Source organism: Pseudomonas syringae (genome assembly GCF_021606685.1).
Classification (GTDB): domain Bacteria; phylum Pseudomonadota; class Gammaproteobacteria; order Pseudomonadales; family Pseudomonadaceae; genus Aquipseudomonas; species Aquipseudomonas syringae_R.
In genome coordinates, this window is sequence record NZ_WKCB01000013.1 from 46626 (window position 1) to 60541 (window position 13916).

Below are 13916 nucleotides of genomic sequence, written 5' to 3' on the forward strand. Positions count from 1 at the left end.
AGATGAATTTCTCCAAGTTCTTTATTTCGCGGCCGATCTTCGCAGCGGTGCTGTCGCTGTTGATCCTGATCGCCGGCGCGATCTCGCTGTTCCAGTTGCCGATCAGCGAATACCCGGAAGTGGTACCGCCGACCGTGGTGGTGCGCGCCAACTTCCCGGGCGCCAACCCCAAAGTCATCGGTGAAACCGTGGCCGCTCCCCTGGAGCAGGCCATCACCGGCGTCGAGAACATGCTGTACATGTCCTCGCAGTCGACCGCCGACGGCAAGCTGACCCTGACCATCACCTTCGCCCTGGGTACCGACCTGGACAACGCGCAGGTACAGGTGCAAAACCGTGTAACGCGGACTCAGCCGAAACTGCCTGAGGAAGTGACGCGCATCGGTATCACCGTGGACAAGGCCTCCCCGGACCTGACCATGGTGGTGCACTTGACCTCCCCGGATCAGCGTTACGACATGCTGTACCTGTCCAACTACGCGATCCTCAACATCAAGGATGAGCTGGCCCGCCTGGGCGGCGTCGGCGACGTGCAGTTGTTCGGCATGGGCGACTACTCCCTGCGCGTGTGGCTCGATCCAAACAAGACCGCCTCACGCAACCTGACCGCGACCGATGTGGTCAACGCGATCCGCGAGCAAAACCGTCAAGTGGCCGCCGGTGCCCTCGGTGCCCAGCCTGCGCCGACAGATACCAGCTTCCAGTTGTCGGTGAATACCCAGGGCCGCCTGGTCACTGAGGAAGAGTTCGAGAACATTGTGATTCGCGCCGGCGAGAATGGCGAAATCACACGCCTCAAGGACATTGCCCGGGTCGAGCTGGGATCCAGCCAATATGCGCTGCGCTCGCTGATCGACAACCAGCCCGCCGTCGCGATTCCGATTTTCCAGCGCCCTGGCTCCAATGCCATCGACATCTCCAACGATGTGCGCAGCAAGATGGCCGAGCTGAAAAAGAGCTTCCCGGCAGGCATGGATTACCGCATTGCCTATGACCCGACGATCTTTGTTCGCGGCTCGATCGAGGCGGTCGTGCACACGCTGTTCGAAGCGCTGATCCTCGTGGTGCTGGTGGTGATTCTGTTCCTGCAGACCTGGCGCGCCTCGATCATTCCGTTGGTGGCGGTGCCGGTATCGTTGATCGGTACGTTTGCAGTGATGCACCTGTTCGGGTTCTCGCTCAACGCGCTGTCATTGTTCGGCTTGGTACTGGCCATCGGGATTGTGGTGGACGACGCCATCGTGGTGGTGGAGAACGTCGAGCGTAATATCGAGCTGGGCCTGGAGCCGTTCCCGGCGACTGAAAAAGCCATGAGCGAAGTGACCGGGCCGATCATCGCCACGGCGCTGGTGCTGTGTGCGGTGTTCATCCCCGCCGCTTTTATCAGTGGCTTGACCGGGCAGTTCTACAAACAGTTCGCCTTGACCATTGCGATCTCGACGGTGATCTCGGCGTTCAACTCGCTGACCCTGTCCCCTGCCCTGGCCGCGGTGTTGCTGCGCGGTCACGATGCGCCCAAGGATCGCTTCTCGAAGTTCCTCGACAAACTGTTCGGCGGCTGGCTGTTCCGTCCCTTCAACCGCTTTTTCGAAAAGGCCAGCCATGGCTACGTGGGTACCGTGCGCCGGGTGATTCGCGGCAGTGGCATTGCCCTGTTCGTGTACGCCGGCCTGATGGTGCTGACCTTCTTCGGGTTTGCCCATACCCCGACCGGTTTCGTGCCGGCCCAGGACAAGCAATACCTGGTGGCCTTCGCCCAACTGCCGGACGCCGCGAGCCTGGACCGTACCGAAAGCGTGATGAAGCGCATGTCGGACATCGCCCTCAAGCAGCCTGGCGTGGAAAGCGCGATTGCGTTCCCTGGCCTGTCGATCAACGGTTTCACCAATAGCCCGAACAGCGGCATCGTGTTCGTGACCTTGAAGCCGTTCGATGAACGTAAAGACGCAAGCATGTCCGCCGGTGCGATTGCCGGTGCGTTGAATGGCCAATACGCCAACATTGAAGAAGCCTACATGGCGATCTTCCCACCGCCGCCGGTACAGGGCCTGGGCACCATCGGCGGGTTCCGCCTGCAGATCGAAGACCGTGGCAACCTCGGCTATGACGAGCTGTACAAAGAAGTGCAGAACGTGATCACCAAGAGCCACGGCGTGCCGGAGCTGTTCGGCCTGTTCACCAGCTACACGGTCAACGTGCCGCAAGTCGATGCTGCCATCGACCGCGAAAAGGCCAAGACCCACGGCGTGGCGATCAGCGACATCTTCGACACCCTGCAGGTCTACCTGGGTTCGCTGTATGCCAACGACTTCAACCGCTTCGGTCGTACCTACCAGGTCAACGTGCAGGCTGAGCAACAGTTCCGCCAGGACTCCGATCAGATCGGCCAGCTGAAAGTACGTAACAACAAAGGCGAGATGATCCCGCTGGCGACCTTTATCAAGGTCAGCGACACCTCGGGCCCGGACCGCGTGATGCACTACAACGGTTTCATCACCGCTGAAATCAACGGCAACGCCGCACCGGGCTACAGCTCCGGCCAGGCCCAGGCCGCGATTGAAAAACTGTTGAAGGATGAATTGCCCAACGGCATGACCTACGAGTGGACCGACCTGACCTATCAGCAAATCCTCTCGGGCAACACTGCGCTGTTCGTGTTCCCGCTCTGCGTACTGCTGGCGTTCCTGGTACTGGCCGCCCAATACGAAAGCTGGAGCCTGCCACTGGCGGTGATCCTGATCGTACCGATGACGCTGCTGTCGGCCATCACCGGGGTAATCATCTCGGGCGGCGACAACAACATCTTCACCCAGATCGGCTTGATCGTACTGGTGGGCCTGGCGTGTAAGAACGCGATTCTGATTGTCGAGTTTGCCAAGGATAAACAAGCAGAAGGTCTCGACCCACTGGCGGCGGTACTCGAAGCCTGCCGTCTGCGTCTGCGCCCGATTCTGATGACCTCGTTCGCGTTCATCATGGGTGTGGTGCCACTGGTGTTGTCCAGCGGCGCCGGTGCCGAGATGCGCCATGCCATGGGCGTGGCGGTGTTCTCCGGGATGATCGGGGTGACCTTCTTCGGTCTGTTGCTGACGCCAGTGTTCTACGTACTGATCCGTCGCTATGTGGAGCGCCAGGAGGCGCGCAAAGCGGCCAAGGCCTTGAAGCTGGAGACACAGCAATGAGTGTGAAAGTCTTTCTGCCGAGCTTGCTGGTCCTGGCGCTGAGCGCCTGTGCCGTAGGCCCGGACTACACAACCCAGAACCTGGAGGCGGCCAACATCACGGCCGCCGCCGACACCAAAAGCTATGACCACGCCAAGTACGAAGGCATCTGGTGGCAGCAGTTCGACGACCCGACGCTTGACCAACTGGTCACCCAGTCGTTGCAGGGTAACCGCGACCTGCGTGTCGCCTTCGCCCGTCTGCGGGCGGCACGCGCCATCCGCGATGACGCCGCCAACGACATCATGCCGGTGGTCACCAGCCGCGCCAGCAGTGACGTGGGCAAAGGCCAGATCCCGGGCCAGACCACCAGGCGCGTCACCAGCGAGCGCTACGACCTGGGCCTGGACATGGCCTGGGAAGTCGACCTGTTTGGGCGCATCCGCCGCAACCTGGAAGCCAGCGACGCTGACCAGCAGGTTGCCGAAGCAGACCTGTACCAACTGCAAGTCAGCATGATTGCCGAACTGGTGGATGCCTACGGCCAATTGCGCGGCGCTCAGTTGCGCGAACGCATTGCTCTGGACAACCTCAAGAACCAGCAGGAATCGCGCACCATCACCGTCAGCCTGCGGGATGCCGGTGTAGGTGACCAACTGGATGTGGAGCGTGCCGACGCGCGCCTCGCCGCCGTTGAAGCCAGCGTGCCGCAACTGCAAGCCGAACAAGTGCGCGAGCGTAACCGCATCGCCACCCTGCTCGGCCAGCGCCCCGACAAGTTGACTGTAGACCTGAGCCCCAAAGACCTGCCGGCGATCGCCAAGGCACTGCCCATTGGTGACCCAGGCCAGCTGTTGCAGCGGCGCCCGGACATCCTCAGCGCCGAACGCAAACTGGCCGCTGCCACCGCGCGTATCGGCGTGGCCAAGGCCGACCTGTTCCCACGGGTCAGCCTCAGCGGCTTCCTCGGTTTCACCGCCGGGCGCGGTTCGCAGATCGGCTCGGCTGCCGCCAATGCCTGGTCCCTCGGCCCAAGCATCACCTGGGCCGCGTTTGACCTGGGCAGCGTGCGCGCTCGCTTGCGTGGTGCGAATGCCGAGGCCGATGGCGCCCTGGCAACCTATGAGCAGCAAGTATTACTGGCACTGGAAGAATCGGAAAATGCCTTCAGTGACTACGGCAAACGCCAACAGCGCCTGGTTTCGCTGATCCGTCAGAGTGAATCCAGCCGCGCCGCCGCCGACCTCGCGGCGATCCGCTACCGCGAAGGCACCGTGGACTTCCTGGTACTGCTCGACGCGCAGCGTGAGCGCCTGGCCGCCGAAGACTCCCAGGCCCAGGCCGAAGTGGACCTGTACCGCGGCATCGTCGCGATCTACAAGGCGCTGGGCGGTGGCTGGCAGCCGGATACGGTGGTGGCCAGCGCCAAGTGATTTAAAGAGCTCCTTTGGTTGGTCGCATCCAGCCAATTTTTTGCCCCGTGGTCCATTCGGTCACGGGGCTTTTTTTTGGCTTGGCTAGCTGTTATCACCAAGAATCAAACTTCGATAATGCCCAGGATTGGACCCGGCCCACTTACGAAACGCCTTGTAGAACGAGCTGGTGTCAGCAAACCCCAACCGCTCGGCGATCTCGGCAAAGCTGATGTGCGGTTCCGCCAGCCAGACAATCGCCAGCTCCTTGCGCACGCTGTCTTTGAGGCCCTGGTAGGTCTGGCCTTCTTCTGCCAGGCGGCGGCGCAGGGTGGAGGCGGAGATACACAAGGTGGCCGCCAGGCCGTCGGTTTCCGGCCAGGTGTCGGGCGGCATCTGGCGCAGGTCGTGTTTGATGCCTGTGGCCAGGCTGTCGGGGTCGCGGTATTTGACCAGGATGTTGGCCGGTGCATGCGCGAGGAAACGCTTGAGTTCTTCGGCGCTGCGTTTGATCGGCAGGTCGAGGCAGTCGGCGGAGAAGATCATGCGGGTGCGCGGCCGGTCAAAGCGCAGGTTGTCGGAGAACATCACCTGGTAATCATCACAGAAGTCCGGCTGCGGGCCGCGCAGTTCGATGGCCAGGATCGGTATCCGTCGCCCCGCCAGCCAGCAAGCGACGCCATGCACGATCATCCAGTAAGTGAAATAGGTGAAGGCGCGCTTGGGTGGCACGTCCGGCTCCAGCAGCACGATCTCGGCCAGGCTTTGCTGGCGCACCAGTTGGGCGGGCAATTGTTCAAGCATCAAGGATAAAAAGCCCAGGCCGGTTTCCAGGCTGACGCCCAGGTTCGCGTGGGTCATGGCCGCGCGGCAGAGAAACGCCAGGCTGCCTGACCTGAGTTTGCGCGGGTCCATGCCGAAGAACTCATCGTCCATGCGCCTGGCCAGCAAACGCCACAGGCGCGCGTAGGTGGTGGCCGACACCCGCGCGGTGGGCTCGGTGAGCAGCGCCGGGTCGATGCCGGCCTTGGTCAGCACCTCGGCACTGGTCGCGCCGGGTGCGCAGCTCTGCAACAGGGCTTCGCGCACGAGGTGGATGGAAATGGTGTCTTTTTCCGACATGGGCAGTTAGGCAATCCGGTGCGCACAAGATGGCGTGCATGATAAGGGCGCTTGCCCTTCCCCACCACCGTTCAGCCACTGTTCAGCAAACGTCAAGATTGCCTGTTTAGTAATGAGTATCATTATGTTACAACTTAGCCCCCTATCTAGTTCTGATGCGGTGCCGAATGCTTGTTCCTTTTCTCATCATGCTGCGCGAAGGCATTGAAGCTGCGCTGATCGTCGGCATCATCGCCAGTTACCTGCAACAGACCGGGCGCGGCCAATGGATGCCGGCCGTGTGGATCGGGGTATTCCTCGCCGCTGCACTGGCGTTGCTGGTAGGTGGCGGCCTGGAACTGGTGAGCGCCGAATTCCCGCAAAAGCAGCAGGAACTGTTCGAAGGCATCGTTGGGCTGGTGGCGGTGGCGATCCTTAGCTCCATGGTGTTCTGGATGCGCAAGGTCGCGCGTTCCATCAAGCACTCCCTGCATGAATCCCTCGACCACGCCCTGGCCGGGTCCAAACACCAGGTGACGGCGCTGATCCTGATGGTGTTTTTCGCCGTGGCCCGCGAGGGTCTGGAGACCGTGTTTTTCCTGCTGGCGGTGTTCCAGCAAAGCGAAGGCCCGGGTGCGCCGGTTGGCGCCCTGCTCGGCCTGATCCTGGCGATCATCGTCGGTTTCCTGATCTACAGCGGCAGCATGCGTTTGAACCTCGGTGCATTTTTCCGCTGGACCGGCCTGTTCATCCTCGTGGTCGCCGCCGGCATCCTGGCGAATTCAGTCCAGGCGCTGCACGAAGCGGGCGTGTGGAACCACCTGCAGACCGTGCTGTTCGACTGGAGCGCCGCGCTGCCGATGGACAGCCCACTGGGCTCGGTGCTGGCCGGCATGTTCGGTTACCAGGAAGCGCCGACCGTCAGCACCCTGGGGGCCTACCTGATTTATCTGGTAGTGGCCCTGGTGATGTTCTTTTTGCCGGCGGCAGCGGCCAAGCCTGCCGCCGCCTCCTCTTCCGTTTCCAGCCAGTAAAAGGACCGCCTCTTGTCCAACCCAACCCCTCAACCGGCATTGCCACCCCGCGCCTTGCGCTGGGCCGTGGCGGGCTCGGTGGTCGTGATGATCGCCGCCGGCGCCTTGTTCTACTACGCCTCGCAACTGGCGGCGAGCAAGCGCCAGACCAACCACAATGAGATCGCCGTGACCATCCACGCGCATGCCTGTGAGCCCAACGCGCTGACCGTGCCCGCCGGGCGCGCGAGCTTTCGGATCATCAACCGCTCCGACCGCGCGGTGGAATGGGAAATCCTCGACGGCGTGCTGGTGGTCGAAGAGCGCGAGAACATCGCCCCCGGCCTGAGCCAAGTGATCAATGCCAACCTGTTGCCCGGCGACTATGCGATTACCTGCGGCCTGCTGAGCAACCCGCGCGGCACCCTGCACGTGACGCCGACGGCTGAGTCCGATGCGCAGGCCAAGGCCAAGCCGTCGATGGTGGCGTTTATCGGCCCATTGTCGGAATTTCGCGTGTACCTGAGCAGCCAGGGCAGCGCCCTGGTCAAAGCCGTGACCGCCCTGCAAAACGCTATCAGCGCCGGTGACCTGGCCCAGGCCCAGGCCCTGTATGTACCGGCCCGCGAGGCTTATCAGCGACTGGCGCCGGCGTCCCAACGCCTGGCGGAGCTGGACAACGCCATCAACGCGCGTGCCGATTACTTTGAACAGCGCGAACAGGACCCGGCGTTCAGCGGCTTCCATCGTCTCGAATACAGCCTGTTCCAGCAACGCAGCCTGGACGGCCTGGCGCCGATTGCCCAGCGTCTGGTCACCGACGTGACCACCCTCAAGCAGCAACTGCTGGCCCAGTCCCTGCCGCCGGAGCAACTGGTGAGCATCGTGGTGCGCAACCTCAACAGCCTGGCGCAGGTACGTGCCATCAGCGGTGAAGAGGAGCGCTACAGCCATGTCGACCTGAATGGGTTTGCCGCCAACCTCGAAGCCGCGCACAAGGTGGTCGAGCTGATGCGTCCGCTGCTGACCAAATCCGCTGCCGACCTGTTGCCGAAAATCGACAGCGCCCTGGCCGCCTTCGACACCGAGCTGCAAGGCTTCAAGGTCGATAAAGGCTACGCCACGTATGACAGCGTCACCGCCGATCAGCGCCAGCAGATCGCAGACAAGGCCAAGGCTCTGGCCGTTGCACTCGATGGAATCGACCCCGCCCTTGGCCTCTCCGGCCTGCAGTGAAGACGACCAACTACATGAGTGATTCAGAACAGTTTTCTGCACAACGTCGCCGTGTCCTGCTGGGCATGGCCGCCACCGGTGCCGCCATCGCCGGCAGTACCCTTACCTGCCCGGCCATGGCAGCCGCCGCCGAGCAAGTCACCACCGCTCCGCGCAGTGACAAAACCCAGGACCACCACGCCTTTCTCGGCAAGCACCAGAGCGGCATTGTCACCCCGCGCCCGGCCTGCGGCATGCTGGTAGCATTCGACGTATTGGCCAGCGACCGCGAAGACCTTGAGCGCCTGTTCCGCACCTTGAACGAGCGCATCAGTTTCCTGATGACCGGCGGCACCGTGCCGCAAGTCGACCCTAAGCTGCCGCCTACCGATTCCGGCATCCTCGGCCCGGTGGTCACGCCGGACAACCTGACCATCACCGTATCGGTCGGCGAGTCGCTGTTCGATGAGCGCTTCGGCCTCAGCGCCGCCAAGCCCAAACGCCTGAGCCGCATGGTCGGCTTCCCCAACGATGCGCTGGAACCGGCGCAGTGCCACGGCGACCTGAGCCTGCAGTTCAGTTCCAACACGCCGGACACCAATATCCACGCCCTGCGCGACATCGTCAAAAACCTGCCCGACCTGCTGCTGGTGCGCTGGAAGCAGGAAGGCAGCGTGCCGCCCCAGGCACCCGCCAAGCCGGGTGAACCGGCGCAGAGCGCGCGCAATTTCCTCGGTTTCCGCGACGGCTCGGCCAATCCGAATTCCAACGACGACACGGCGATGAACCAGATTGTCTGGGTGCAACCGGGCAGCGACGAACCTGCCTGGGCCGTCAATGGCAGCTACCAGGCGGTGCGCATCATCCGCAACTTCGTCGAGCGCTGGGACCGTACGCCCCTGCAAGAGCAAGAAAGCATCATCGGCCGCATCAAGACCACGGGCGCACCCATGGGGGGCCATCAGGAAAGCCAGGTTCCCGATTACAGCAAGGACCCGCAAGGCAAGTTGACCAAGCTCGATGCGCACATCCGCCTGGCCAACCCGCGTACCCCGCAGACTCAGGCCAACCTGATCCTGCGGCGGCCGTTCAACTACTCCAACGGCGTCAATAAAAACGGTCAGCTGGACATGGGGCTGCTGTTCATCTGCTACCAGGCTGACCTGGAGAAAGGTTTTATCAGTGTGCAAACCCGGCTCAACGGCGAGCCTCTGGAGGAATACCTCAAGCCGGTCGGCGGCGGGTATTTCTTCACCTTGCCGGGGGTCACAGGGCCCAAGGATTTCATTGGGCGCACGCTGCTCGCTGCAACGCCTGCTCAGACCACTGCCAACACCTAAACCCCCTTAGAGCGCACACCTCCCATGAAGAAATCGACTCTCGCGTTGTCGTTGTTAATGACCCTCTCGCCCCTGGCCGCTTTCGCCGCCACGGCGCCGCTGGACCTGGTCGGCCCGGTATCGGACTACAAGATCTACGTCACCGAAGAAATCGGCGAGTTGGTAACCCAGACCCAGGCGTTCACCGATGCCATCAACAAGGGCGACCTGGCCACCGCCAAGAAGCTCTACGCACCGACCCGCGTGCACTATGAGTCGATCGAGCCGATTGCCGAGCTGTTCAGCGACCTTGATGCGTCCATCGATTCGCGTGTCGACGACCATGAAAAAGGCGTGACTGCCGAAGACTTCACCGGTTTCCACCGCATCGAATACGCGCTGTTCTCACAGAACTCGACCAAAGGCCTGGAAACCCTGACCGCCAAGCTCAACACCGATGTCAACGACCTCAAGACCCGCGTCGACGGCCTGACCTTCCCGCCCGAGAAAGTCGTCGGCGGTGCCGCAGCCCTGCTCGAGGAAGTGGCCGCCACCAAGATCTCCGGCGAAGAAGACCGCTACAGCCACACCGACCTGTATGACTTCCAGGGCAACATCGACGGCGCGAAGAAAATCGTCGACTTGTTCCGTGGCCAGATCGAGAAGCAAGACAAGGCCTTCCTGGCCAAGGTGGACAAGAACTTCGCCACCGTGGACAAGATCCTGGCCAAGTACAAAACCAAGGATGGCGGCTTTGAAACCTACGACAAGGTCAAGGAAAACGACCGTAAGGCCCTGGTCGGCCCGGTCAACACCCTGGCTGAAGACCTCTCCACCCTGCGTGGCAAGCTGAGCTTGAACTAAACGCCAGGCAAAAAAAGACCCGGCCCCTTGAACAGGGCTGGGTCTTTTTTTGCCTGCAGGTTTTACAAAATCCGGTACAGCAACCGCTCGATCCGTACCCGGCTGACCCGACGCAGAAACTTGCCAACGGCTTCGGGGTAGTCCAGCAGTGTTTGCAAGTCCTGATACCGTTCGATGCGCGTGGTGTGTTCGAAGATCTGCGCCAGCTCCGTACGCCGTGGCGCCAGCCATTGGCCCTGCGGGTCGTCGATCAGCAAGGCGTTTTCCAGGTCAAGACGGAACGCGCGCGGGTTGAGGTTGTTGCCGGTCAGCAGGGTGTAGCGCTGGTCGACCCACATGCCCTTGAGGTGGTAGGTGTTGTCGCCCTCGCGCCACAGGTGCAGGTTCAACTGGCCGCTGTCGATCATCGGCTGGTGGCGCTTGGCGAAGCGACGCAGGCTGATTTCATACAGGTAAGGCAGCGCGGCGATCACCTTGAACGGCTCGCTCGGCGGGATGTAGAAGTCGTTGGCGGTTTTGTCGCCGACGATGATGTCGATCTTCACCCCGCGCGCCAGGGCCCGGTTGATCTCTCGGGTCACCGGCAGCGGCAGGTTGAAGTACGGCGTGCAGAGGGTCAGCTGGTGCTGCGCGCTGGCGATCAGTTCAAGGATCACCCGGTTCAGGGGGTTATTCTTGCCGACCCCCAGCAATGGGCTGACCGACAGGTGACCATTGGGCAACTGCCCGCTGGTGGTGTCATACGTCGCGTGCTTGAGGCGGCTGCGCAAGTCGCCGATATCGTTGCGCAAACTGCGGGTGGTGGGCGGGTTGGGCAGGTCCAGGCGATTGACCGCCTTGGAGGCGATCAGGCCATGCTCCACCAGGTGCTGCATGGAATCGGCCAGGGGTTTGTTGTGGATCAGGTGATAACGGTCACAGCGGTATTTGTCGAACTTGTGCAAGTACACATTGTTCAGGCTGGCGCCGCTGTACAACACGCTGTCGTCGATCACAAAGCCCTTGAGGTGCAGCACGCCGAACAGTTCGCGGGTCTGCACCGGCACACCATAAACCGGCACTTCACTGCTGTGGCGCGCGGTCATGGCCTGGTACCAGGCACTGTTGCCCGGTTGCTTGCCGGCGCCGATCAACCCGCGTTGGGCACGCAGCCAGTCGACCACTACCACGATGTCCAGCTCCGGCCGCGCGACCTTGGCGGCGTGCAGCGCGTCGTAGATCTCCTGCCCTGCTTCGTCCTGCTGCAGGTACAGCGCCACGATGTAGATGCGGCGGGTGGCCTGGGGGATTTTTTGCAACAGGCAGCGCCGATACGCATTGGCGCCGGACAGCACCTCAATGGCCTCGGGAGTAACAGGGAAACCGCGCAGTTTGGGCAGCAGGGAGCGTTTGAAGAACGACGGCATAAGGCTCGCAGTGGGTCGATTCCTAAGAGGCCCCGAGCTTACACCATGGGGCTGCCCAGGTGGTGCTGTCACGCATGGAAAAAAGTTGATTGACCAAGAAGAACGATCGTTCTACTGTCAGCCACATGAACCAGATGACCAACACTGAAACCCGCGACATCATCCTCGACGTCACCGAAAAGCTGATCTACCGCCATGGCATTGCCGCCACCGGCATGGATTTGCTGGTGAAGACCGCCGGGGTCTCGCGCAAAAGTATTTACCGTTACTTCGCCAACAAAGATGAGTTGGTACTGGCGGCCCTGCAACGCCGCGACGAGCGTTGGATGCAGTGGCTGCGCAGCGACGTGGAGCGCAGCGAAGGCAGCGGCGAACGGCTGTTGGCGATATTCAGCGCGCTCAAGGCCTGGTTCGACTCGGCGGACTTTCGCGGCTGTGCCTTCATCAACACCAGTGGCGAAACCGGCGACCCGCACAATCCGGTCCGCCTGCTGGCCAAGGCGCATAAACACAAACTGTTCGAGTACGCACGTGAACTGTGTGAAGCCCATGGCACCCCCGACCCCGAACGGCAGGCCGCGCACCTGCTGATCCTGATCGACGGCGCGATTACCGTTGCGCTGGTCACGGGTGATTCGACCGCTGCCGATAACGCGCAATGCATGGCGAAAACCCTATTGGGGCTGTGAACGCACGCGCCTGCACTATTCGATAACCGCTGATTGTTTTCAGGAGTTGCCCAATGTCATCCACCGCAGAAACACGTCCACCGCTGCCGCCGTTTACCCGCGCCTCGGCCATCGAAAAAGTGCGCCTGGCCGAAGACGGCTGGAACTCCCGAGACCCGCAACGGGTATCGCTGGCCTACACCCACGACACCCAATGGCGTAACCGCGCCGAGTTCGTCCATAACCGCGAAGAAGCCAAGGGTTTTCTCACGCGTAAATGGGCCAGGGAGCTGGATTATCGACTGATCAAGGAATTGTGGGCCTTCAGCGATAACCGCATCGCCGTGCGGTATGCCTACGAATGGCACGACGACTCCGGCAACTGGTTCCGCTCATATGGCAACGAGAATTGGGAGTTCGACGAGCATGGCCTGATGGCCAACCGTTTTGCCTGCATCAACGACCTGCCGATACTGGAGAGCGAGCGCAAGTTCCACTGGCCGCTGGGACGACGCCCGGACGAGCATCCGGGGTTGTCTGAACTGGGGCTTTAAGACCCTGAGGCAGGGGGCTTGCCCCCCTGCCACATTGATCAGTCCTGATTCAGGCCAACGCGGTACAGCACGCCGTTGTCCTCATCGGTCAACACATACAGATAGCCATCCGGCCCCTGCCGCACATCGCGAATCCGCGCCTTCAGGCCTTCAAGCAAACGCTCCTCATGCACTACCTTGTCGCCGTCGAACTGCAGGCGAATCAACTCCTGGGTGGCCAGCGCGCCTATGAACACGTTGTGCTGCCAGGGTTTGAAGCGATCAGCGTCGTAGAACGCCATGCCGCTGATACCCGGTGATTTTTCCCACACATGGTGCGGCTGTACGGTGCCCTCTGCGGTTTTGCCCTTGGCTTCGGGAATCGGTGTCAGCGAGTAGTTGATTCCGTGGGTCGCCAGCGGCCAGCCGTAGTTCTTGCCGCGCTCAATGATGTTGATTTCATCACCGCCACGCGGGCCGTGCTCGTTCTCCCAGATCGTGCCGCTCCACGGGTTCAACGCCAGACCCTGCGGGTTGCGCTGGCCGTAGGACCAGATTTCAGGGCGCACGCCCTGCTGGCCGACAAATGGGTTGTCATCCGGCACGCGACCGTCCGGGTAGATGCGCACGACCTTGCCTTGCAGCTTGTCCAGGTCCTGGGCGGTCGGGCGATCGTTGTTTTCGCCAAGGGTTACGAACAGGTAACCGTCCCGGTCAAACGCCAGGCGCGAGCCAAAGTGGTTGCCGGTGGAAAGCTTGGGCTCCTGGCGCAGGATCACTTTGAAATCGCTCAAGCCCTTGAGGTCGGCGGCCAGACGCCCCCGGCCCACTGCCGTTCCTGCCTTGCCGTCCTTGCCACCGCCCTCGGCGTAGGTCAGGTAGACCATGCGGTCCTGCTTGAAGTCCGGTGACAGCACCACATCCAGCAGCCCGCCCTGCCCCTTGGCCCAGACCTCGGGCACACCGGTCAACGGCGCAGACAGCTTGCCGTCCGGGCTGACGAAGCGCAGATGGCCGGGGCGCTCGGTGACCAGGAAGCCTTGCTGGTCCGGCAGAAACGCCACGGCCCACGGGTGGTCCAGGCCTTTGGCGATCGGGGTGAGGGTAAGGCTGCCCTGTTCACTGGGGAACTGCTGGGCATCGGCGGCATAAACAGCAGCGCCGGGCAGCAACGTGGTGGCGCACAGAGCGGCTAGCAGGGTTTTACGTAGAAACATAGGGCGT

At 62.1% G+C, this 13916-nt stretch carries 11 protein-coding genes; 8 read left to right on the forward strand and 3 right to left on the reverse strand.

Annotated features, from left to right (window positions below; translation table 11 throughout):
* Positions 1-2: 2 nt before the first annotated feature.
* On the forward strand, positions 3-3182 hold the full coding sequence (locus GIW02_RS07885) for an efflux RND transporter permease subunit (RefSeq protein WP_236421819.1): 3180 nt from the start codon (positions 3-5) through the stop codon (positions 3180-3182).
* The gene (locus tag GIW02_RS07890; RefSeq protein WP_236414822.1) at positions 3179-4594 is read left to right on the forward strand and encodes a TolC family protein; all 1416 of its coding nucleotides are present in this window, start codon (positions 3179-3181) and stop codon (positions 4592-4594) included. Before GIW02_RS07885 ends, GIW02_RS07890 begins: the two co-directional genes overlap by 4 nt.
* An 84-nt stretch (positions 4595-4678) precedes the next feature.
* On the opposite strand, the gene GIW02_RS07895 is transcribed toward GIW02_RS07890, so the two are convergent.
* Positions 4679-5695 (reverse strand): AraC family transcriptional regulator, encoded by a 1017-nt coding sequence (locus GIW02_RS07895; protein WP_236414824.1) that lies wholly within the window; start codon positions 5693-5695, stop codon positions 4679-4681.
* A gap of 167 nt (positions 5696-5862) precedes the next feature.
* Here GIW02_RS07895 and efeU point away from each other — a divergent pair, with 167 nt between their 5' ends.
* Genes efeU through efeO (GIW02_RS07915) form a run of 4 tightly spaced genes read left to right on the forward strand, consistent with a single transcriptional unit; the run spans position 5863 to position 10085 of the window.
* Positions 5863-6708 carry an iron uptake transporter permease EfeU gene (gene efeU, locus GIW02_RS07900; RefSeq protein ID WP_236414826.1) on the forward strand — a complete coding sequence of 282 codons (846 nt, stop codon included), beginning with the start codon at positions 5863-5865 and terminating at the stop codon, positions 6706-6708.
* A 12-nt stretch (positions 6709-6720) separates the two neighbouring features.
* Complete coding sequence (gene efeO, locus GIW02_RS07905; protein ID WP_236414828.1) at positions 6721-7923, forward strand: iron uptake system protein EfeO; 1203 nt, start codon at positions 6721-6723, stop codon at positions 7921-7923.
* Between the two features lie 14 nt (positions 7924-7937).
* Positions 7938-9242, forward strand: a complete 1305-nt coding sequence (efeB, locus tag GIW02_RS07910; RefSeq protein ID WP_236414830.1) for an iron uptake transporter deferrochelatase/peroxidase subunit — start codon at positions 7938-7940, stop codon at positions 9240-9242.
* Positions 9243-9266: 24 nt separating this feature from the next.
* On the forward strand, positions 9267-10085 hold the full coding sequence (gene efeO, locus GIW02_RS07915) for an iron uptake system protein EfeO (RefSeq protein WP_236414832.1): 819 nt from the start codon (positions 9267-9269) through the stop codon (positions 10083-10085).
* A 62-nt stretch (positions 10086-10147) separates the two neighbouring features.
* Here the strand turns inward: efeO (GIW02_RS07915) and pssA are convergent, their stop codons facing one another.
* Positions 10148-11491 (reverse strand): CDP-diacylglycerol--serine O-phosphatidyltransferase, encoded by a 1344-nt coding sequence (gene pssA / locus GIW02_RS07920; RefSeq protein WP_236414834.1) that lies wholly within the window; start codon positions 11489-11491, stop codon positions 10148-10150.
* A gap of 125 nt (positions 11492-11616) precedes the next feature.
* Here pssA and GIW02_RS07925 point away from each other — a divergent pair, with 125 nt between their 5' ends.
* Together GIW02_RS07925 and GIW02_RS07930 are read left to right on the forward strand one after the other, a co-directional pair.
* Positions 11617-12180 (forward strand): TetR/AcrR family transcriptional regulator, encoded by a 564-nt coding sequence (locus GIW02_RS07925; RefSeq protein ID WP_236414844.1) that lies wholly within the window; start codon positions 11617-11619, stop codon positions 12178-12180.
* Between the two features lie 53 nt (positions 12181-12233).
* The gene (locus GIW02_RS07930) at positions 12234-12713 is read left to right on the forward strand and encodes a nuclear transport factor 2 family protein (RefSeq protein WP_236414835.1); all 480 of its coding nucleotides are present in this window, start codon (positions 12234-12236) and stop codon (positions 12711-12713) included.
* Positions 12714-12751: 38 nt separating this feature from the next.
* Here GIW02_RS07930 and GIW02_RS07935 read toward each other — a convergent pair whose 3' ends face one another.
* On the reverse strand, positions 12752-13909 hold the full coding sequence (locus GIW02_RS07935; RefSeq protein WP_236414837.1) for a PQQ-dependent sugar dehydrogenase: 1158 nt from the start codon (positions 13907-13909) through the stop codon (positions 12752-12754).
* Positions 13910-13916: the final 7 nt, after the last annotated feature.